Raw genomic sequence first — 20046 nt, 5'->3', positions numbered from 1 at the left:
ATTATTTTAAGTTTTTACTTAATAAATATTCCTTCAAAATAATTGCGTGATTGTTTTCAACATCTTTGGCTGAATATAAAAGTGTGATCGTATTCTTCAATGCGATTTGTTGTAGCTCTTGAACTGCGGAATTGGTCTCAAGCTCTTTTAAATAGCGCTGTTTAAACTCCTGCCAATGATCTGGTGTTGCAGCATGAAACCATTTTCTAAGCTCGGTCGATGGTGCTATTTCTTTTAGCCACAAATCTAAGTGGGCATTCTCCTTACTAATTCCCCTACTCCATAAACGGTCAACCAAAATTCGCTTTCCATCACTAGGCTCTGCATTTTCATAAATTCTTTTAATATGTATATCCATTTCTGACACCTACTCAGCTCAATCTAAATATCATTGGCTTAATCATCCCATTGATTTGCCTTCCTCTACAATCTAAATCTTTTGCGCTAAATATTGTCCAATTTGCCATTACTGATTAATTCAGGCATATAAATTGCTTTTGAGTTTTTCATTATTTTATCAAATGGTAAAAAATGAAATATTATATTTATCCGTGTTCATCTCAAAAAGATGCCCCTTATTTGATTTTCTCATCTGGGTTAGGTGGTCATGCTAGTTTTTGGAGCCCACAACTTGAATCGTTGAGTACGCATTTCAACATCGTGACTTATGACCAAGAAGGCTGTCACCAAGACAGTGCTTTATTACCTGCACACTACCATATGTGTGACATGGCAAATCAAGTACTACACTTATTAGAACATCTTCAAATTCATGAATTCCATATGATCGGGCATGCTTTAGGCGGCATCATCGGAATGGAGCTAGCAAAACAACTACAATCCAGCTCAATTACCATGCTCAGCCTGACACTGATTAATGCGTGGGATGAGCTAGATGCACATACACAAAAATGTTTTGATGCCCGTATCGCATTATTAGTGTCAGCAGGTGCTGAAGCCTATGTGCGTGCACAGGCATTATTTCTGTATCCTCCAGCATGGATTTCTCAGAATCATAGCCACATTAAAAATACCGAAGATATTCAACTCCAAAACTTTCCACCTAAGACAAATGTATTTGCACGACTCAAAGCATTGATGCGTTTTCAATTACAAGCAGAGCACTTACAAGCATTGCAAGACACCGCAATTCATATCGTTGCCAATCAAGATGATTTTTTAGTTCCAGTACATAAATCACAGGATCTTTTTACCAAACTCGCTCATGGTCAACTCTGCATTTTACCCTCTGGTGCCCATGCTTCCACAGTGACCGAATCTCAACGACTAAATCAAACTTTCATTCAATTTTTCCATAACATTAAGGCCTTATCATGAATGCAAAAACATTAAATATTTTAGATCAACTCTTTTTAGAAGCTAGAACCCATAGCACGTGGTTAGATAAAGCGGTCAGCACTGAGCAAATTCAACAAATTTATGATCTGGTCAAAATGGCGCCGACTTCTGCCAACTGTAGTCCTGCTCGTTTTGTCTTTTTAACAACACTTGAAGCTAAACAAAAACTCAAGACAGCATTGTCGTCTGGCAATGTAGAAAAGACGATGACAGCTCCTGTCACTGTTTTGGTTGCAACCGATGCAAGATTTTATGACAAACTGCCAGAACTATTTCCTTATGCCGATGCAAAATCATGGTTTACATCAAGTGAAGCCGTAGCACATGAAACTGCTTTTCGTAATAGTTCATTACAAGCTGCATATTTAATTATGGCATGTCGTAGTTTAGGTTTAGATACGGGTCCAATGTCTGGTTTTGATGCGAAACAAGTTGATGAGCTATTTTTTTCAGGCACAAATCATCATATTAATCTCATCATTAACATCGGCTATGGCGACCCTCAAAAAGTTTATACTCGCCTTCCCCGTTTAAATTTTGAAGAGGCTTGTCGAGTGGAATGAGTTAAATACATAACACCCTCTTCAATCTCAAAAGAGAAATACTTTAGTTCTACACGGCGACTTCAATGTCGCCTTTTTTATTCTGCTGTTTTAGAACATTGGATGTCATGCACATTCCAAAAATAAAATTGATCAAATGATGCACAATGAAGCAAGTTAGTTCCTCCTTGGTGCACAATCGCATTATTCTTTACCATTTGATAAAAATTATACCAAACAATAAATTCAATACATTGATAAATATATAAATATTAAAGTTGGCACAAGCTATGCATTATTAAAAGTACAACCAAGCACTGAAAATTATATCGTTTATAGCTTTCAGTTCGACTTCCTAAACTCACGATGGGGAATCAAGATGAAGATCGGCGTTTTTTGTCCAATTGGAAATAATGGCTGGCTGCTTTCAGAAAATGCACCGCAATATAAACCTACCTTTGAATTAAACAAACAAATTGTACAGCGTGCTGAACACTACGGTTTTGACTTTGCCCTTTCCATGATTAAGTTACGTGGTTTTGGCGGAAAAACTGAGTTTTGGGACTATAACCTTGAAACATTTACCCTCATGGCAGGTCTCGCCGCTGTCACCACTAAAATCCAAATTTATGCAACCGCTGCAACACTAGTCATGCCTCCTGCAATTGTGGCACGTATGGCATCGACCATAGATTCGATTTCCAACGGTCGCTTTGGACTAAACGTCGTAACCGGATGGCAAATGCCTGAATATTCCCAAATGGGTATGTGGCCTGGCGATGAATATTTTGCTAAACGCTATGATTACTTATCTGAATATGTCGAAGTTTTACGTGAACTTTGGGCAACTGGGAAGTCAGACCTAAAAGGCGAGTTCTTCCAGATGAATGATTGTCAGGTCAAACCACAGCCTCAAGCTGATATGAAAATTATCTGTGCAGGACAGTCTGATGCTGGTTTAGCTTTTTCCGCAAAATATGCTGACTACAACTTTGTTTTCGGAAAAGGTTTAAACACACCGACAGCCTATGCCGAAATTAATGATCGCTTAAAAGTTCAAACCGACAAAACTGGACGCAATGTACAGACCTATGTGTTGTTTATGGTAATTGCTGCCGAAACAGATGAAGCTGCAATGCAGAAGTGGCAACACTATAACGACGGTGCGGACATGGAAGCTATTCGTTGGCTACAAGACCAAGGTGCAAAAGATAAAGTGTCTGGCACTGACACCAATATTCGTCACATGGCCTCTAGCGTTTCTCCCGTCAATATCAATATGGGCACCATTGTTGGCTCTTTTAAAAATGTCGCAAAAATGCTCGATCAAATTTCCGAGATTAAAGGGACAGAGGGAATTTTGTTGACCTTTGATGACTTTGTACAAGGCGTAGAAGATTTTGGTCAACGCATTCAACCGCTCATGAAATGTCGTGAAAGTGTCGTTACCGAACTGACAAAGCAAGCCGAACCAACTGTTTTGGAGAAAAGCGCATGAATGAAATGTCTAATATTGTATGTGCAGAATTCACGGCACAGATTGGTACAGGCAAAGTATTAAAAGCCGAACCTGAACATATTCAACTAGCAGCAGAACAAACCGCGCTTGTTGTCATTGATATGCAAAATGCTTACACCTCTTTGGGTGGGTATTTAGATTTAGCAGGTTTTGATGTCTCAAAGACTAAGCCTGTAGTCGAAAATATTAAAAAGGCGATCGATGCTGCACATAGTGCAGGGATTCAGGTCATCTATTTTCAAAATGGTTGGGATAAAAACTACGTCGAAGCTGGTGGTTTAGGTTCACCAAATTTTCATAAATCCAATGCTTTAAAAACCATGCGTAAACAGCCTGAGTTACAAGGCCAACTTTTATCTAAAGGTGGTTGGGACTTTGCTTTAATTGATGAGTTACAACCACTTCCACAAGACATCATTATTGAAAAGCCACGTTATAGCGGTTTCTTTAACACCGCGCTCGACAGCATTTTACGTGCTCGTGGCATTCGTAATTTGGTCTTTGTAGGTATTGCCACCAATGTCTGTGTCGAGTCGACCTTACGTGATGGTTTCTTTTTGGAATATTTCGGTGTTGCACTTAAAGATGCTTGCTATCAAGCCGGACCTCAAGAGGCTCACGACGCAGCGCTATATAACATTAAAACTTTTTTTGGCTGGGTATCTGACACCAATAGTTTCATTGAAACCTTTAGTTCGGCATCAACATTGCTACAGCAATCTGCCTAATTCATACATTTAATTTTATCTAAAATTTTTTGATTTGGAGCATTTTATGTCTAAACAAGTTGTTATCCCTGAAGGAACATCGGCACCACTTGCACCCTATGTTCCTGCAACCAAAGCGGACAATATTGTGTATGTCTCAGGCACATTGGCTTTTGATGAAAATAATAATGTGGTTTGTATTGGTGATGCTGCAGGACAGACTCGCCATATTTTAGAAACAATCAAAAAAGTGATTGAAACTGCGGGTGGCACCATGGATGACGTAACGTTCAATTCCATTTTCATTAAAGATTGGGCGGACTATACCGCAGTGAATACGGTATATGCCGAATACTTTCCGGGTGACAAACCTGCTCGCTTTTGTATCCAGTGCGGCTTGGTGAAACCCGATGCCTTAATTGAAATTGCATCGATTGCCCATGTGGGATAAACGATGTCACTGATAAAAACCTTAAGCATCATAACTGATGTGATGTTTTAGCCTCGATTCATTGTAATGATCATGCATTGGGGTTGGAGAGCAATCATGCAAAAAAGAGAAGAGAAACAGGTTTTAACTCCATCTGCTATTCAGCAGGTTCAAACATGCTCAACACACTTAGAAGTAGATCAGCATACTTTTAGACAAGGCATGGCCAATCTTGGAGCAGCAGTGAATGTCATCACGACGGATGGACCTGCAGGGCAAGCTGGTTTTACAGCATCCGCTGTATGCAGTGTAACTGATACACCACCGACACTATTGGTTTGCCTCAACCGCTCAGCATCAGTTTTTAATACTTTTAAACAAAACAAGGTGCTTTGTGTCAATACTTTAGCTGCCCATCAAAGTACCCTATCTACAATATTCGGCGGAAAAACACCAATGCCAGAACGCTTTGCTCATGGGGAATGGAGCAAGCTAATCACTGGTTCTCCGATTTTGAATGAGGCCTTGGTGTCATTTGATTGTGAAATTGTACAAAGCATGAGTATCGGTAGTCATGATGTCTTGTTTTGTTCGGTCAAAGCAATGAAACACCAAAGTGGGCTTAATGCACTTATGTACTTCAACCGCAATTATTGCGAATTACAAACAGCATGCTAATGCAGATAAAAAATGAAAAAGAGGATCTGTTATGCGAACACAAGAATCTTGGTTTCCTAAATTTAAGCCGCACACCGGTAATTTAGAAACTCCCGTACAAATTGATGAATATCTTCCTCCCGGTAAAAGTATTGTTTTGGGGTTACAACATGCTTTTGCGATGTTCGGAGCAACTGTTTTAGCCCCGTTACTCATGGGCTTTGATCCGAACCTTACCATTTTTATTACTGGTATTGGCACTATCTTGTTCTTTTTAATTACAGGTGGGCGTATGCCTAGCTATCTCGGATCAAGCTTCGCCTTTATTGGTGCAGTCGCAGCAGCGACAGGCTATGCAGGGGTTGGATCAAATCCAAATTTAGCTGTGGCGCTGGGCGGTACAATCATTTGCGGTTTGATTTATGCATGCATCGGTTTAATTGTCATGAAAACTGGAACTGCATGGATTGAAAAACTCATGCCACCCGTGGTCACTGGTGCAATTGTCATGATTATTGGTTTAAACCTTGCACCTGTAACAATCAAAAGCGTTTCGACAAATAGCTTTGACACGTGGATGGCAGTCATTACCATTTTATGTATTAGTGCCGTTGCTGTTTTTACAAGAGGTATGATTCGTCGCCTTCTATTACTCATCGGGCTCATCAGTGCTTATTTTATTTATTTTCTACTCACTAATATCTTAGGGTTAGGCAAACCCATCGATTTTAATGCAATCAGTCAAGCTGCATGGTTTGGCCTACCCACTTTTCACTCACCTGTTTTTAATGCCAAAGCTATTTTATTGATTGCACCTGTTGCGCTTATTTTAGTCGCTGAAAACTTGGGACATTTTAAAGCGGTTTCTGCCATGACAGAACGTAATTTATCGCCATATATGGGTCGTGCTTTTTTTGCAGATGGCATCTGTACAAGTTTATCAGCTTCTGTTGGTGGTACAGGCATGACGACTTATGCTGAAAATATTGGGGTAATGGCTGTAACTAAAGTCTATTCAACGACTATTTTTGTGGTTGCGGGACTATTTGCAATCCTACTCGGTCTATCCCCTAAATTTGGAGCAATTATTAGTACCATTCCTGTTGCTTTATTAGGCGGTGCGTCGATTGTTGTCTTTGGCTTAATTACTGTTGCTGGAGCAAAAATTTGGATCGATAACAAAGTTGATTTCACTAAAAATAGTACTTTAATTATTGCAGCAGTCAGTCTCATTATGGGTGCTGGCAATTTAAGTCTACATATTGGGCCATTTGACTTAGGAGGTATTGGAACTGCGACACTTGCAGCAATTGTTCTTAACCTATTACTCAACAGAACGGAAAAATCCGAAAATCAATCTATTGAAAAATCAGTAGAACCGCTTAATTCTGTCCCGCATCTCTAGTTCTGGAGAAACTCCTTGATTCAAAGTGTTTCATTTATCGGTTTAGGTGCAATGGGATGGCACATGGCTTCCCATTTAACCCAAGTATGCAGCCAAGTCTATGTTTGGAATCGTACTTTTGCTAAAGCAAAGCAACATGAACAAACCTTTGGTACGCAAGCTGTAGACCTGACACAAGCTCTACAAGCAGATATTATCTTTTCATGCCTACCGACTAGCCAAGATGTAGAAAATTTAATTGCGGACTCTCAACTAAAACAAGGCTGTATTTGGGTAGATTGCACTAGCGGTGTGCCAGAGACAGCAAGAAAACTCAGCCAACAGCTCAAATTAAATGGAGTTGATTATTTGGATGCACCAGTTTCAGGACAAACGATTGGAGCTGAACGAGGAACTCTCACGGTAATGGTCGGAGGTGACGAGTCTGCTTTTAAAAGAGCAAAACCAATCATTCAAGCATTTGCTAATTTAGTTGAATATGTCGGCGAAAGTGGCGCTGCCTTTGCAGTAAAAGCCATCAATAACACATTAATGGCGACACATCTTTGGGCGTTGGCAGAGGGATTAAGTATCCTTAAATCTCAAGGTGTAAATTTACACTCCGCAATGAACTGTATTAACCACTCTAGTGGCAAAAGTAATATTTCAGAACACATCATGATGCAACGTGTTTTAAGCCGTAAATTTGAAAAAACTTTTGCATTAGATTTATTACAAAAGGATATTGGAATTGCACTAAATCTCGTTACTCAAAATAATTTGGAACTCCCAGCTTTTAGTCTCATTCAGCAACAGTTTAATCAGGTTTCCAAACCCGATGCACAACAAGTCGATTTTTCAGCAATAATTAAAATATTGGAACAACAAAACCAATTAGAGCTATGTTAAGAGTAGGTCATACGACCTACTCTTTTTTATAAGAAAAGCAAAGTAACTTTATTGATCTGGAATTTCAGCTTCAATCAATAAAGTAAGCAAAGATAGGGATTCTTGCCACCCTAAGTAGCATGCCTCTACAGGAATCACTTCCGGTATGCCTTCTTGCGTAATATGCACTTCTGTACCTACCAATACGCTTTTTAATGTAATAGTAACCTGCATAGTCCCAGGTAAATTTGGGTCATCAAACTGATCGTTGTAGCGAATTAGTTCATTTGGAACTAACTCTACATATGTTCCACCAAAAGCATGGGTTGAACCTGTTGAAAAATTGGTAAAACTCATTTTGTATGAACCACCAACATTTGCATCAAAACTATGAACCTTAGCAGTAAAGCCGTGGGGTGGTAACCACTTTACTAAAGCATCTGGATCTAAAAATGCACGGTAAACTCGCTCGGCTGGTGCCTTAAACACGCGATGAAATTTCACTGTACCTGTTGCCATCATATTCTCCTTATTTTAATTTCCTTAAAATTATTGAAATTATGGCTATTAGCTTAAACCTTCCGATTTATCAGAACGTATATTTTTGGTGTTTTTTTGAACAAAAAAGCCAACTTAAGGACAAACTCAAATTACGAAAACTATGGCTGATTTTTTAGTAAAAATGGAGCAAAATAGTCAGCAATCATAAAGAAACATATTGAATTTGAGATTAATCATGAGTCTGCTCGCTTTCTCCTCATATGCTTTAAACGGTGTAGATGCACAAAAGTTTTTACAAGGCCAAGTTACTGTAGATACTGAACGTTTAGCTGAAAATACAACTCGCTATACAGCCATTTGTGATCTTAAAGGTCGTATTCACTTTGGCTTATGGCTAAAGAAGATTAGTCCTGAAAGTTTTGAAATTGTAGTTACTCAAGATCAAGCCGAAGAGTTTGCCAAGCATATTAAAAAGTATGGTGCCTTTTCAAAAATGACCTTAAGTGAACAAGGTGCTGTGTTTCCAAAAGTTGTGAATCATCAAACTGAATTCACTACTGCTGAAACTGATATTTCAGAATGGCAAAAACAAGCCATCATGACAGGTCAAGCTTGGATTACACAGGCTACTGAGCATGAATTCCAGCCCCAAGAATTGCGTTTACATCAACGTGAAGGCGTCAATTACGACAAAGGCTGTTACCTAGGTCAGGAAATTGTGGCACGTCTTTGGTTTAAAGCAAAACCAAAACACTGGTTACATCTGGTTCAGGGTACAGGTGAAGCGCCTGCTTCAGCAACTCAATTAAATAACGATATTGAAGTCGTTAATAGTATTGCAAATGATGAAGGCTATCTTGCTTTAGTTGTTGCGAAACCTGCTGCTCTACAAGAGTTAGGGCTTCAAGTTCTTGAGTTGCCAGAAGCTTTAAGTGGCGACGTTGCAAGACCACAATAATAATTTTTATTAGTCCAAACTGCCCACTGCTAAGTTAGTGGGCTTTTTTATAGATACAAAATACTAATGATTTCATTAGATTAGAACATCAATTTTTTAAGCTTTATATGCCATCATTAGCCCTGTTGAAATTAAAGAGAAAAAAGATGAAAACTAAACTTGCTACACTCATGTTGAGTCTGGCTATTTTCGGTTCTGCCCATGCTGATGTTAAAACACTTGAACAAAATCTTAAGACGAATTATCCCGATTTGCCTGTAAAAGGTGTTTATCAATCGCCTGTGCAAGGTATTTATGAAGTGTATACAAGCGGCCGCATTGTTTATACTAATCAAGATGCGAAGTACTTTTTTGTTGGTAATTTAGTCGACATCAAACAACAAAAAAATATGACTGAAGAACGTATTGCCGAATTGGGTAAGATTGACGTTAAAAGTTTGCCATTAAATCAGGCGATTAAATATGTGAAAGGTAAAGGTGAACGTACAATCTATGTCTTTAGTGATCCAGATTGCCCATATTGCCAGCGCTTAGAACAAAATATGGTTGGGGTTGATAACGTAACCGTATATGTGTTCCTTTATCCTCTTACTAGTTTGCATCCAAATGCTGAAAAAGTTTCAAATCAAATCTGGTGTTCAAAGAATCCGGCAGAAGCTTGGACAAACTATATGCTTAATCGTAAATTACCGACTAATAGCAAAAGTTGCTCAAGCCCAATTCAGAAAAATATTGCTTTAGGTCAAAAATTAAATATCGATGGAACACCTACCCTGTTCTTGCAAGATGGCCAAAGACTCTCTGGCGTACCAACTGATGCCAAGCAAATTGAAGCATTACTCCAGTCAGCAAAATAATAATATTACCCACTCCATTATATGAATGTGAGTGGGTATTTTTTCTCCACAATTTGCCCAAAGTGCAGTGCTTTATATACAAATCGGCTGTTTACTTTCAGCAATCAATATTTATGATGAGAAATTGAAACTCTTTCATGCATCAATGGATTGATGTAGCTACGAAGTAAAAGGTTAAAAAGAAATGAAGAAATTACTAATCGCAAGCCTAATCACTCTTTCAAGTGCATCAATTTTTGCAGCTGATAACACAGCGACTGCTGCTAAAACCGATGTTTTTAAACAAGCTGAGCAACTCTACGCAGCAAAAAATTACTCTGCCGCATTTCAAGAAATGCAACGTCTAGCCCAAACAGGTAATGCCCAAGCTATCTATAACTTAGGCTATATGACTCAAATGGGCCAAGGTACAGCAAAAGACTCTTCTAAAGCCCTAAAATATTATGAGGATGCTTCAAATAAAGGTTACGCCCAAGCGAGTTACACCCTTGCACAAATTTATGAGACTGGTGAATTGGGCGTTGCCAAAGATAGCAACAAATTCAGTCAATATATTCAAAAGGCATCAGCTCAAGGCTCTGATGATGCAACTGTGAAAATTGCGACCATTTTATTTGCTCAAAAAAAACCACAGTCACATCAAATTGCCCTTCAAAAATTAGCGCCTTTAATTCGAAAAGGTAACTACCCTGCTATTCAGGTCAAAGCACTCTATGACATTAGCCAAGGCGTTGAAAATAAAAATCCTTTAATGAAACGCCAAGGTATCGAAGCTTTACAGTCAATTGCTCAAAAAGGCTATGCACCTGCTTCTATGGCTTTAGCAACCATGATGGCGAATGGCAATATCATTCCGCAAAATCTACCGCAAGCTAAAAAGATCTTTACTGAACTCGCCAATCAAAATGTACCTAACGCTAAAGAGTCTTTAGCCTCGGTTGATAAGATTATTGCAGAAAAGAGCAAACAGGCTGCAAATGCTCCCGCACAGCCAGCACCGAAAAAATAATCAATGATTAGCCCCTTATGGGGGCTTTTCTTTTACCACCACAAAGCAATCAGCCAGCTCACCCCAATAAAACCAACAATTGTACTAATCATAAGCGGGGTTAAGGCTTTTTCATTTAAGCCATAAGCCTGTCCAAAAATTCCGAAAGCAATCGGCATTGGTAAAGCAGCGATTAATGTTCCTGCGTAAAGCATTTCACGGCTTACATTTGGAGTTATTAAAAAAAGTGCAAAAATAACAGATGGCATTAGCACAACTTTAAAGGTCGCCAACAAAATACTTTCTATATTTACCGTTGTTATTCCAATACCTACTAAACTTCCGCCAATTGCAAACAAAGCCAAAGGCGAAGCTGTACGTCCAAGTAACTCTAAAGACTGATCAAGCGTCGCAGGAAGATTAACATCTAAAAGAATGCATCCCATCCCAACCAAAATAGCGATAATGACAGGATTCTTGAGTAAGTTTAAAAATGTTTGTTTTAAAAGCGGTAAAAGATTTTGCTGTTGATGTAAACCAGCTTCGGCCAAAATGAGCATCAATGCCACAATCAATAAATTTTCAATAATGAGTGTTAAAGAAATATAGATCGCAGCGTGATTACCTATCAACATGGTCAGAATAGCTGTTCCCATAAATCCAGTATTGGACATAGATGCCCCCATCGATATGACGGCGCTATGGGTTAAACTATTTTTAAAATATTTTCGATAGAGAATGAAAGCCAAGAAAAATAAAATTAAAGACCCGCCACCATAAGCAAGAAAATAAGCTGGGTGCCAAATATCTTGTAAGTTTTTATTTGACAATGAGTGAATTAAAAAAGCTGGTAAGGAAATTTTAATTACGAATGCGCTAAGCCCCCTGATTTGTTCAGGTGTTACCAATTTGATGAGAACACAAACATAGCCCATCAATAGCAGTATCAAGATAGGTAAAATAACCTGAAAAACCACTGACCGTCCTCACTTAGCGAAAGAAAAATGGGCAAAGATGACGTTGCCCAATACAATTAAAAAGAGTTAAAAAGCTGTTTTAATCCATGAGGTTGGCAACGTAAATACTGAGGTGCAATTTTAACTTCTGCCCCTAAAGCTGCTGCTGCATGCCAAGGCCATCTTGGGTCATATAGCATTGCACGAGCAAGACCAATAGCATCAGCTTGCTGGTTTTCCAAAATTTGTTCAGCATGTTCTGGCTCAGTAATTAACCCTACAGCAATAACGGGAATAGACACATGCTTTTTGACTTGTTCTGCAAATGGAACTTGGTAACCAGCCCCAATCGTAATAGATTGATGCTCATGCAAACCACCACTAGACACATGCACATAGGCTGCGCCCAACTGCTCTAAAGCTTTTGATAAACCCACTGTAGACTCAATATCCCAATGCTCAATACTTTCTAACCAATCGGTCGCAGACAGCCTAACACCTACAGGATAACCTTCTGGTACAGCGAGTTTAATTGCCTGAAGAACTTCAAGAGTCATACGCATACGGTTTTCTAAAGAACCACCATATTCATCAGTACGCTGATTGGCAATTGGCGATAAGAATTGATGTAGTAAATAACCATGCGCAGCATGAATTTCAATTAACTCAAATCCAGCTTCTACAGCACGTTTTGCCGCTGCTGCAAAGTCTTGTTGAACTTGTTTAATCTCAGCAATAGTCAAAGCATGAGGCGCTGCATCATGAACTGAAAAGGTACTTTCACTTGGAGCAACTGTTTGCCAACCATGAGGCTGATCTTTTGCAATCTGACCTTTACCTAACCACGGCTTTTCAGTAGATGCTTTACGCCCTGCATGTGCTAACTGAATTCCAAATGGCATCGGTGAAAGTGTATGAACCTTAGCTAACAACGTTTTAATTTTGTCACGTTGCTGATCATTCCAAAGTCCAAGGTCAGCATAGCTAATCCGACCTTCAGGTTGTACAGCAGTCGCTTCTACAATACAAAGGCCCGCACCAGACAATGCATAATTTGCCCATTGCTGTTCATGCCAATAGGTAATTTCACCATCATCTGTTGCCGAATATTGGCACATCGGAGCAATTACAATTCTATTGACCAGTTGTAGTGAATCAAAGTTAACCGTTTCAAATAATTTTGACATTTTTTATTCCTAGAATTGCTTAATTACACGTAAACCTGCACTCCAGTTACGTCCATCCGCTGGTTCAAAGTAGCGTCCATTAGCATCATTTACGATCACTGAACCTGCATAGTTTTTATCAAATAGGTTATCTACACGGGCAAAGCTATTCACTTTCCAGTCACCCATTACCCATGCATAACCCACATTAGCTGAGGTTACACTGTAGCTTGGCGCTGCGTCACTGTTGGTATCATTCACGTATACTTTATCCATATACTGTACATCTACACCACCATATAAACCGTGCGATGGCTGCCAAGCCAAAGAGGCATAAGCTTGGTTTTTAGCAATTCCAGGGATAGCATTGCCCGCTGGAATTTGAGCAATACTTCCTAAAGCTGGAATATCAGCATCAAAAGTTGCATCTAAATATGTGTAACTAGCAGTTGCTGTTAAATCTCGCCACAACTTTTTATTCCATGCAAACTCTACGCCCTCACGTAAAGTTTTATCTGCATTACGGAACGTTGATCGGCCATTTGAGTTTCCTGCTGAAACGATGTCATCTTTGGTTTTAGTCTGAAACAGTGCCAAAGTGAAATCACCTAAACGATTTTGTGATTTTAAGCCTGTTTCATAGGTATCGCTTGTGGATGCGATCAAATCAAAATTAAAACCACTCTCTCCATCTGGGCGATATGCCATTTCAGTAAAAGTTGGCGTTTCAAATCCTTTGGCATAACTCACATAGGCCATGAGTTCAGGTAAAATTTGCCAGCTTAAAGCAGCCGAAGGCAAAACTTTACTGTAATCAGTCTTACCACTATCGTCGCCATTACTTAAATAGTTATCTTTAGATTTGTAATGGACATTGCTATAGCGTACGCCTGTATCTAAACGCCACGTTGGTAAGAACTGCCATGACGCTTGTAAATAGGGGTCAATATTCCACAACGTATTATCTTCATCACGGCGCAAATTACCTTTGACACCATAAGAAGGTTGACCATTTACCAAATTAAAGTTTTCAAAACCTTTACGATCTTCATCCATTGCATCGAGTGCGACACCGACACTTAGCGTGGTATTAGGAAGTAACTCTTTGCCCGTCCAACGGAAGTCAGCACCATAATAATTACGTTCAAAATCAATCACCCCGCCTGCATGATTGATGCTGGCATCTTGTGTTGATTTAGGAATAGATTGATATTGAGTAACTTGACGATTACCTAAATATGCCATGGCATAGAGTTCATTTTTATCATTAATCGGTTTAGACCATGTCACACCCGTTTGAGTTTGTTCAATGTCTTTACGGACATTAAATTGCTTTAAAAATGGAACTTGTTGCTTTGGATTAGCATTCCACTGGTCATGCGTTAAACCCTGCGGATCGTCTGCATGAATTTTTACATAGTTGGTTACCCAATTGATTTTGCTACCATCATCAAGATTCCAACTGAGCTTTGCATTATTTAGTACTTTTTCTGCACCGCTATGTTCTCGGTAACCATCAGTATCGAAATACGATGAACTAATAACATAACTTGGTTCATTAGCATCCTTTGCCCCACCTTGTAGCACGAGTCCAGCTCGGCTTTTATCATGACTTCCACCCGAATAACTCAGCTCAATTGAATCTTTCCCTTGCCCTTCTTTAGTAGACGTTAAAATCGTTCCGCCAGATGAGTTTCCATAAAGTGAAGAAAAAGGTCCTGTTAGAACTTCGACATGGTCCAGACTACTTAAATCAATATTAGAGGTTTGGCCTTGTCCATCCGGCATTGTTGCAGGAATACCGTCTACATAAAGGCGAATACCACGGACACCAAAAGTAGAACGTGCACCAAAACCACGCATAGAGAGCTGTAAATCTTGTGCATAATTTTCACGATTACGAATCTGTAAACTCGGTACACCCTTCACAACTTCAGTTAAATTTACTTGTGAAGAAGTATCAACTTGAGGTGCATCTATTCGAAAAACCGAAGCCGGTGTCTGCAAATAGGTTGTATCGGTACGGGTTGCTTCCACATGTAATGTTGGCAATACAGTTACATCTTGTGTTAAATCTTCTGCCCAAACAAGTGGGCTAGAAATACAGCCCATACTCATCAAAATACAGTAATGAAGTCGGTCTAAGCGTAATAAGGACATGCTTATTTCCTTTATTTATATTGTAGTTATCATAACAAAAAGCTGTGTCTTGTCTGGATATTGAATTCGATCTGCATTGTTGTAAATCTGGAACACTCTTCATCGATATCTAAAAACTGATTTCCAGATTAAAATTATCGACTCAAAGATGGATGATCTTTCCAACAATATCGTTCAGGCCAATGTTTTGCTTCTTCGGCATAATCAATTCCAATACGTGGCGTTAGCACTACTTCTGGTTGTGTTGATGCCGCCTCAATCCATAATCCAGATTCCTCTCCCAAGATTTGTCCTTTTAAAGATCGATCAATACCTAAATAGCGTGTCAATTTGCCGGGCCCAGCTAAAAGCTTATGGTCTTTTTTGGTTGAAGCATTATTTAAAAACGCAGAACGAATCATCACTCCTTCAGGTACACCCTCTGTTTGAGTAATAATATTAAGCATTTCATACATGCCATAAATTAAGTAGACGTAAATCGTACCACCATGGCCATACATTACCTCTGTTCGAGCTGTACGTTTATCATTGTAACTATGGCAGGCTTTATCACGAACACCCAAATAAGCTTCAGTTTCACTAATTGTACAGCGGATCACTTGGCCGTCAGGTTGTCGCTTACACAATACGCAGCCGATTAAATCATAAGCCACTTCTGAGGTTTCTCGTTGAAACCAGCTTAATGGTAAAATATCTGACATAGTATTCTCTGAAATATTACATACCACACGTTATACTTGATTAATCCAGTATATCTGTTAATTCTGCGAGTTGGCATGCCTGAGTTACCCGAAGTCGAAACCACCAAAACCAGTTTATTTCCCTTATTGAATCAAAAAGTTCTTAGTGTTGAAGTACGTAATCCTAGCTTACGCTGGCCTATACCAGATGATGTTCAGAAACTTGTCGGACAACGTCTCATCGGGTTAAATCGACGTTCAAAATATATTTTGGCAGAGTTTGAACAAGATCAAATGCTTTGGCATTTAGGTATGTCAGGAAGCTTTCGTCTGACCGAGCCAAATGATGAACTGAGAAAGCATGATCATCTGATTATTCAATTTGAAGATCAGCAATTACGTTACCATGACCCTCGCCGTTTTGGTTGTATTCTTTGGCTTAACCACGAGACTCAAGGCAAACTCATAGATACTTTAGGGCCTGAGCCTCTAAGTACCGACTTTCATGCGGAATATTTAGCTTCAAAACTCAAGAATAAGTCTGTCGGCATAAAAATTGCACTCATGGATAATCATGTAGTTGTTGGTGTAGGCAATATCTATGCAACTGAAAGCTTATTTAATGTTGGTATTCACCCAGCACAGCCCGCTGGTGACTTAAGCATGCAACAAATTGAGAAACTTGTTGTCGAGATTAAGCGCATTTTAAAGTCGGCCATTGATCTAGGTGGCTCTACATTACGAGACTACAGCAATGCCATGGGTGAAAATGGTTATTTCCAACAAACATTACTCGCTTATGGCCGTGCTGGAGAAATGTGTGTTAACTGTGAAACCACATTAGAAAACTTAAAACTTGGTCAGCGTGCCAGCGTATTTTGCCCACAGTGCCAACCGCTTAAAAAGCTGAGAAAGCCTTAATTTTTTGGAGGAAGACAACATGCAAACAGCAATTGTCCGACATATTTTAGTCAAAGATAAAGACTTAGCTGAGCAGCTAAAAAAGAAGCTACAAAGTGGCGCTGACTTTGCCAAACTTGCCAAGCAATACTCTACCTGTAATTCAGCAAAACGTGGCGGTGAACTTGGTGAAGTCAAAAAAGGTCAATTAGTACCCGTCATTGACAAAGTTGTTTTTACGGCTGCTGAACGCGTGTTGCAAGGCCCTATTAAAAGCCAGTTTGGCTATCATCTTTTAGAAGTTAAATTTAGAATGGGCAGCTTACGTTGATTCCATAATTTTAACTATCGTTTTTCAGAAGCCTGTGCATTCAGCTGATATGTCCAGGCTTTAACATATTCACCTGATTCTAATTTTATATTTGCAATGACACGCTGGTATTGAAAACCTTCAAAGTCATCAAGCATCTGCCAATTTTCAGCCAATTTTTCAGAGCTAAATAAATAGCCTTGTACCCAATCTGCTTGCGAATCTAACTCAAGCGCTTTTAAACCTTTGTCTGGCCCCCAATCTAAAATATGAATCACTCCTCGTACACTAGCTTTCGTCCAGTTACCACCAATCTGCTCTAAAATATGAGCATTGGCTTTATTCGGGCATAAAGTGCCATACACAAAAAGCTGATTCATTAATTTATATACCTTTTACAATATGCTGAATTGAAATTCTCTCTACTGGCAATGTTACCAATAGTTTTAGTACAACATAAAATACTAAGTAATAAAAAACGGTACTCAAGGCACCGTTTTTTATTTCAAATCTTATTAAACTTGCTTTTTTAACTCATCACGAATTTCACGCAACAATTGAATGTCTTCTGGAGTTGCAGCTGGAGCCTCTGGCTCTTCTTTATTACGGCGAAGTTTATTTAATAATTTCACCATTAAGAACACAACCCACGCCAAAATAATAAAGTTAATTAAAATGGTGAGGAAATTACCATAAGTTAAAACATTAATACCTGCTTTTTGCAAAGCATCTAAAGATTGTAAGTTATTAGGGTTTGCACCTAATACAATGAATTTTTGTGAAAAATCAACACCACCGCCAGTAATTACAGTGATAAGTGGCATGATAATATCTTTTACTAAAGAGTCCACGATTTTGCCAAAAGCACCACCAATAATCACACCAATGGCTAAATCCATCATATTGCCTTTAACGGCAAATTCTTTAAATTCTTGAATAATACTCATCTAAACATCTCCAGATGTCGGGGGCAGAAACACGTCATATTTTTCTTTTTCATTGGCATCTTATCGAATTAGATAGTTCTCGCCATGATATTGATAATTTAATATTTTTATCAAAAAAAGAAAGCTATTTCACACTTTAACAACATATTCGTTTACAAGAAAAATATGATTTTAAGCTTACTTTAATTTCAAATATAACGATTAAAAAAACCGCTAAATTAATTTAGCGGTTTCTTCTTTTTCAATTAAGAAAAATTATTTATCACGGTTACGTTTACGTTCATTTTCAGTTAAATAACGCTTACGGATACGGATTGATTTAGGTGTTACTTCAACTAATTCGTCGTCTTCAATGAATTCAAGCGCTTGTTCAAGCGTATATTCAATTGCAGGTACTAAAGTTAAAGCATCATCTGTACCAGATGCACGAACGTTAGTTAATTGTTTCGCTTTAGTCGGGTTTACAACCATATCGTCTGAACGAGAGTTAATACCCACGATCATACCTTCGTAAACTTCTAACTGTGGTTTAGCGAATAAACGACCACGGTCTTGTAAACTGAACAATGCATAGCCCAAGCAAGTACCTTGAACCATAGAGATCAATACACCGTTTTGACGTTTCGCAACAGTACCTTGTTTAACAGGACCATAATGCGAGAAGCTTGAAGTCATGATCCCTGTACCAGAAGTCATGGTCAAGAATTCAGAACGGAAACCGATCAAACCACGTGAAGGTACAGTTGCTTCAATACGGATACGGCCTTTACCGTCAACTTCCATATTGGTCATCTCGCCTTTACGGTGACCCATTTGTTCCATTACAGCACCTTGATGCTGTTCTTCAACGTCAAAAGTTACGTTTTCGTAAGGCTCTTGTCTTTCACCATCAATTTCTTTGATGATTACTTGTGGACGAGATACGCCCATTTCGAAACCTTCACGACGCATGTTTTCAATTAAAACTGAAAGATGAAGTTCACCACGGCCAGATACTTTGAAACGGTCTGGACTGTCAGTGTCTTCAACACGTAAAGCTACGTTATGAATTAATTCGCGATCAAGACGTTCACGGATATTACGTGAAGTTACGAACTTACCTTCTTTACCAGCAAACGGAGAGTTGTTTACTTGGAAAGTCATAGATACTGTAGGTTCATCTACAGATAAAGCTGGTAATGCTTCAACATTTTTCGGATCACAAATCGTGTCAGAAATGTTAAGTGCGTCGATACCAGTAATACATACGATATCACCAGCAGATGCTGATTCAACATCAATACGCTCTAAACCATGGTAACCCATGATTTTTAAGATACGACCGTTACGTGTATTGCCTTCTTTGTCAATTACAGTAACAGGAGTATTTAATTTTACGGAACCACGTTGAATACGACCAACACCGATAACACCTACGAAGCTGTTATAGTCAAGTGATGAAATCTGCATTTGGAATGGACCATCAACATCAACTGCTGGTGGTTCAACGATGTCTACAATCGTTTCGAACAACGGAGTCATGTCTTCTGCAAGTTCTTCTGGAGCAGGACCCGCTACACCACGTAAACCTGATGCATAAACGATTGGGAAATCTAATTGCTCATCAGTTGCGCCAAGGTTATCAAATAAATCAAATACTTGATCAATAACCCAATCTGGACGCGCACTTGGTTTGTCAACTTTGTTGATAATAACAATTGGTTTTAAACCACGAGCAAAGGCTTTTTGTGTCACAAAGCGAGTTTGTGGCATTGGGCCTTCTTGAGAGTCAACTAAAAGTAATACGCAGTCAACCATCGACATAACACGTTCTACTTCACCACCGAAGTCGGCGTGTCCCGGGGTATCCACGATGTTGATACGGTAAGTTGTATCAGTACGTTTATCTAACCAAGTAATAGAAGTGTTCTTTGCAAGAATGGTAATACCACGTTCACTTTCAAGCGCATTTGAGTCCATGACACGCTCAATCTCGCCTGCTCGTTCACCGAGAGCACCAGATTGCTGAAGTAGTTTATCGACAAGTGTGGTTTTCCCGTGGTCGACGTGCGCAATAATTGCGATATTACGGAGATTTTTGATATCTGACATGAAAATTCGAAACGCCTGAAATTTGAGGGCAAATTATACAGAAAAA

At 39.1% G+C, this 20046-nt stretch carries 23 protein-coding genes; 14 read left to right on the top strand and 9 right to left on the bottom strand.

From position 1 onward, the window contains the following. Nucleotide 1: 1 nt before the first annotated feature. Nucleotides 2-358, bottom strand: coding sequence for a DUF488 domain-containing protein (locus ACXM0J_RS11335; protein WP_014207564.1), 357 nt, complete (start codon nucleotides 356-358; stop codon nucleotides 2-4). A gap of 173 nt (nucleotides 359-531) precedes the next feature. Here ACXM0J_RS11335 and rutD point away from each other — a divergent pair, with 173 nt between their 5' ends. The 8 genes from rutD (at nucleotide 532) to ACXM0J_RS11295 (ending at nucleotide 7507) form a co-directional block, all read left to right on the top strand. Next, a complete protein-coding gene (gene rutD, locus ACXM0J_RS11330; protein ID WP_086265184.1) occupies nucleotides 532-1338 on the top strand; it encodes a pyrimidine utilization protein D in 807 nt (268 codons plus the stop codon). Further along, the gene (locus ACXM0J_RS11325) at nucleotides 1335-1922 is read left to right on the top strand and encodes a malonic semialdehyde reductase (RefSeq protein ID WP_086265185.1); all 588 of its coding nucleotides are present in this window, start codon (nucleotides 1335-1337) and stop codon (nucleotides 1920-1922) included. Before rutD ends, ACXM0J_RS11325 begins: the two co-directional genes overlap by 4 nt. Nucleotides 1923-2280: 358 nt before the next feature. Then, nucleotides 2281-3399 (top strand): pyrimidine utilization protein A, encoded by a 1119-nt coding sequence (rutA, locus tag ACXM0J_RS11320; protein WP_086265186.1) that lies wholly within the window; start codon nucleotides 2281-2283, stop codon nucleotides 3397-3399. Next, entirely contained in the window at nucleotides 3396-4148 is a 753-nt protein-coding gene (rutB, locus tag ACXM0J_RS11315; RefSeq protein ID WP_068612103.1) for a pyrimidine utilization protein B, read from the top strand. The genes rutA and rutB overlap by 4 nt, the downstream gene beginning before the upstream one ends. A 46-nt stretch (nucleotides 4149-4194) precedes the next feature. Next, on the top strand, nucleotides 4195-4578 hold the full coding sequence (rutC, locus tag ACXM0J_RS11310; RefSeq protein ID WP_002116077.1) for a pyrimidine utilization protein C: 384 nt from the start codon (nucleotides 4195-4197) through the stop codon (nucleotides 4576-4578). A gap of 66 nt (nucleotides 4579-4644) precedes the next feature. Beyond that, nucleotides 4645-5235 (top strand): NADH-dependent FMN reductase RutF, encoded by a 591-nt coding sequence (rutF, locus tag ACXM0J_RS11305; RefSeq protein WP_086265187.1) that lies wholly within the window; start codon nucleotides 4645-4647, stop codon nucleotides 5233-5235. 31 nt (nucleotides 5236-5266) lie between these two features. Next, the gene (gene rutG / locus ACXM0J_RS11300; protein WP_068612099.1) at nucleotides 5267-6619 is read left to right on the top strand and encodes a pyrimidine utilization transport protein G; all 1353 of its coding nucleotides are present in this window, start codon (nucleotides 5267-5269) and stop codon (nucleotides 6617-6619) included. 15 nt (nucleotides 6620-6634) lie between these two features. Continuing rightward, complete coding sequence (locus ACXM0J_RS11295) at nucleotides 6635-7507, top strand: NAD(P)-dependent oxidoreductase (RefSeq protein ID WP_086265188.1); 873 nt, start codon at nucleotides 6635-6637, stop codon at nucleotides 7505-7507. A 48-nt stretch (nucleotides 7508-7555) separates the two neighbouring features. On the opposite strand, the gene ACXM0J_RS11290 is transcribed toward ACXM0J_RS11295, so the two are convergent. Further along, on the bottom strand, nucleotides 7556-8008 hold the full coding sequence (locus ACXM0J_RS11290) for an SRPBCC family protein (protein WP_014207573.1): 453 nt from the start codon (nucleotides 8006-8008) through the stop codon (nucleotides 7556-7558). Between the two features lie 38 nt (nucleotides 8009-8046). On the opposite strand from ACXM0J_RS11290, the gene ACXM0J_RS11285 reads away from it, so the two are divergent. From ACXM0J_RS11285 to ACXM0J_RS11270, 4 genes are all read left to right on the top strand, one after another. Next, a complete protein-coding gene (locus ACXM0J_RS11285; RefSeq protein ID WP_086265189.1) occupies nucleotides 8047-8163 on the top strand; it encodes a hypothetical protein in 117 nt (38 codons plus the stop codon). A 59-nt stretch (nucleotides 8164-8222) separates the two neighbouring features. Next, nucleotides 8223-8945: a CAF17-like 4Fe-4S cluster assembly/insertion protein YgfZ gene (gene ygfZ, locus ACXM0J_RS11280; RefSeq protein WP_086265190.1), complete on the top strand. Its 723-nt coding sequence runs from the start codon at nucleotides 8223-8225 to the stop codon at nucleotides 8943-8945. 146 nt (nucleotides 8946-9091) lie between these two features. Then, on the top strand, nucleotides 9092-9802 hold the full coding sequence (locus tag ACXM0J_RS11275; protein ID WP_086265191.1) for a DsbC family protein: 711 nt from the start codon (nucleotides 9092-9094) through the stop codon (nucleotides 9800-9802). Between the two features lie 184 nt (nucleotides 9803-9986). After that, nucleotides 9987-10811 carry a tetratricopeptide repeat protein gene (locus ACXM0J_RS11270; protein WP_060466037.1) on the top strand — a complete coding sequence of 275 codons (825 nt, stop codon included), beginning with the start codon at nucleotides 9987-9989 and terminating at the stop codon, nucleotides 10809-10811. A gap of 32 nt (nucleotides 10812-10843) precedes the next feature. On the opposite strand, the gene ACXM0J_RS11265 is transcribed toward ACXM0J_RS11270, so the two are convergent. The 4 genes from ACXM0J_RS11265 to ACXM0J_RS11250 form a co-directional block, all read right to left on the bottom strand. Next, on the bottom strand, nucleotides 10844-11767 hold the full coding sequence (locus tag ACXM0J_RS11265) for an AEC family transporter (protein WP_086265192.1): 924 nt from the start codon (nucleotides 11765-11767) through the stop codon (nucleotides 10844-10846). A gap of 56 nt (nucleotides 11768-11823) precedes the next feature. Further along, entirely contained in the window at nucleotides 11824-12933 is a 1110-nt protein-coding gene (locus tag ACXM0J_RS11260; RefSeq protein WP_086265193.1) for an NADH:flavin oxidoreductase/NADH oxidase, read from the bottom strand. Nucleotides 12934-12942: 9 nt separating this feature from the next. Next, complete coding sequence (locus ACXM0J_RS11255; RefSeq protein WP_199964130.1) at nucleotides 12943-15072, bottom strand: TonB-dependent receptor family protein; 2130 nt, start codon at nucleotides 15070-15072, stop codon at nucleotides 12943-12945. Nucleotides 15073-15206: 134 nt separating this feature from the next. Further along, nucleotides 15207-15773, bottom strand: a complete 567-nt coding sequence (locus tag ACXM0J_RS11250; protein WP_086265194.1) for a DNA-3-methyladenine glycosylase — start codon at nucleotides 15771-15773, stop codon at nucleotides 15207-15209. Nucleotides 15774-15848: 75 nt separating this feature from the next. Here ACXM0J_RS11250 and mutM point away from each other — a divergent pair, with 75 nt between their 5' ends. Both mutM and ACXM0J_RS11240 read left to right on the top strand, forming a co-directional pair. Further along, on the top strand, nucleotides 15849-16673 hold the full coding sequence (gene mutM, locus ACXM0J_RS11245) for a bifunctional DNA-formamidopyrimidine glycosylase/DNA-(apurinic or apyrimidinic site) lyase (RefSeq protein ID WP_002133839.1): 825 nt from the start codon (nucleotides 15849-15851) through the stop codon (nucleotides 16671-16673). A gap of 19 nt (nucleotides 16674-16692) precedes the next feature. Next, nucleotides 16693-16983 (top strand): peptidylprolyl isomerase, encoded by a 291-nt coding sequence (locus ACXM0J_RS11240; protein ID WP_002051379.1) that lies wholly within the window; start codon nucleotides 16693-16695, stop codon nucleotides 16981-16983. 14 nt (nucleotides 16984-16997) lie between these two features. On the opposite strand, the gene ACXM0J_RS11235 is transcribed toward ACXM0J_RS11240, so the two are convergent. The 3 genes from ACXM0J_RS11235 to typA form a co-directional block, all read right to left on the bottom strand. Further along, a complete protein-coding gene (locus ACXM0J_RS11235) occupies nucleotides 16998-17342 on the bottom strand; it encodes a gamma-glutamylcyclotransferase family protein (RefSeq protein ID WP_086265195.1) in 345 nt (114 codons plus the stop codon). Nucleotides 17343-17477: 135 nt separating this feature from the next. After that, complete coding sequence (gene mscL / locus ACXM0J_RS11230; protein ID WP_086265196.1) at nucleotides 17478-17909, bottom strand: large conductance mechanosensitive channel protein MscL; 432 nt, start codon at nucleotides 17907-17909, stop codon at nucleotides 17478-17480. 255 nt (nucleotides 17910-18164) lie between these two features. Further along, nucleotides 18165-20000 (bottom strand): translational GTPase TypA, encoded by a 1836-nt coding sequence (typA, locus tag ACXM0J_RS11225; RefSeq protein ID WP_002116501.1) that lies wholly within the window; start codon nucleotides 19998-20000, stop codon nucleotides 18165-18167. Nucleotides 20001-20046: the final 46 nt, after the last annotated feature.

This window comes from Acinetobacter sp. GRABPA_MV_2, assembly GCF_056725885.1.
The sequence above is the reverse complement of the archived record's forward strand: the minus strand, read 5'-3'. Positions and strand labels throughout refer to the sequence as shown.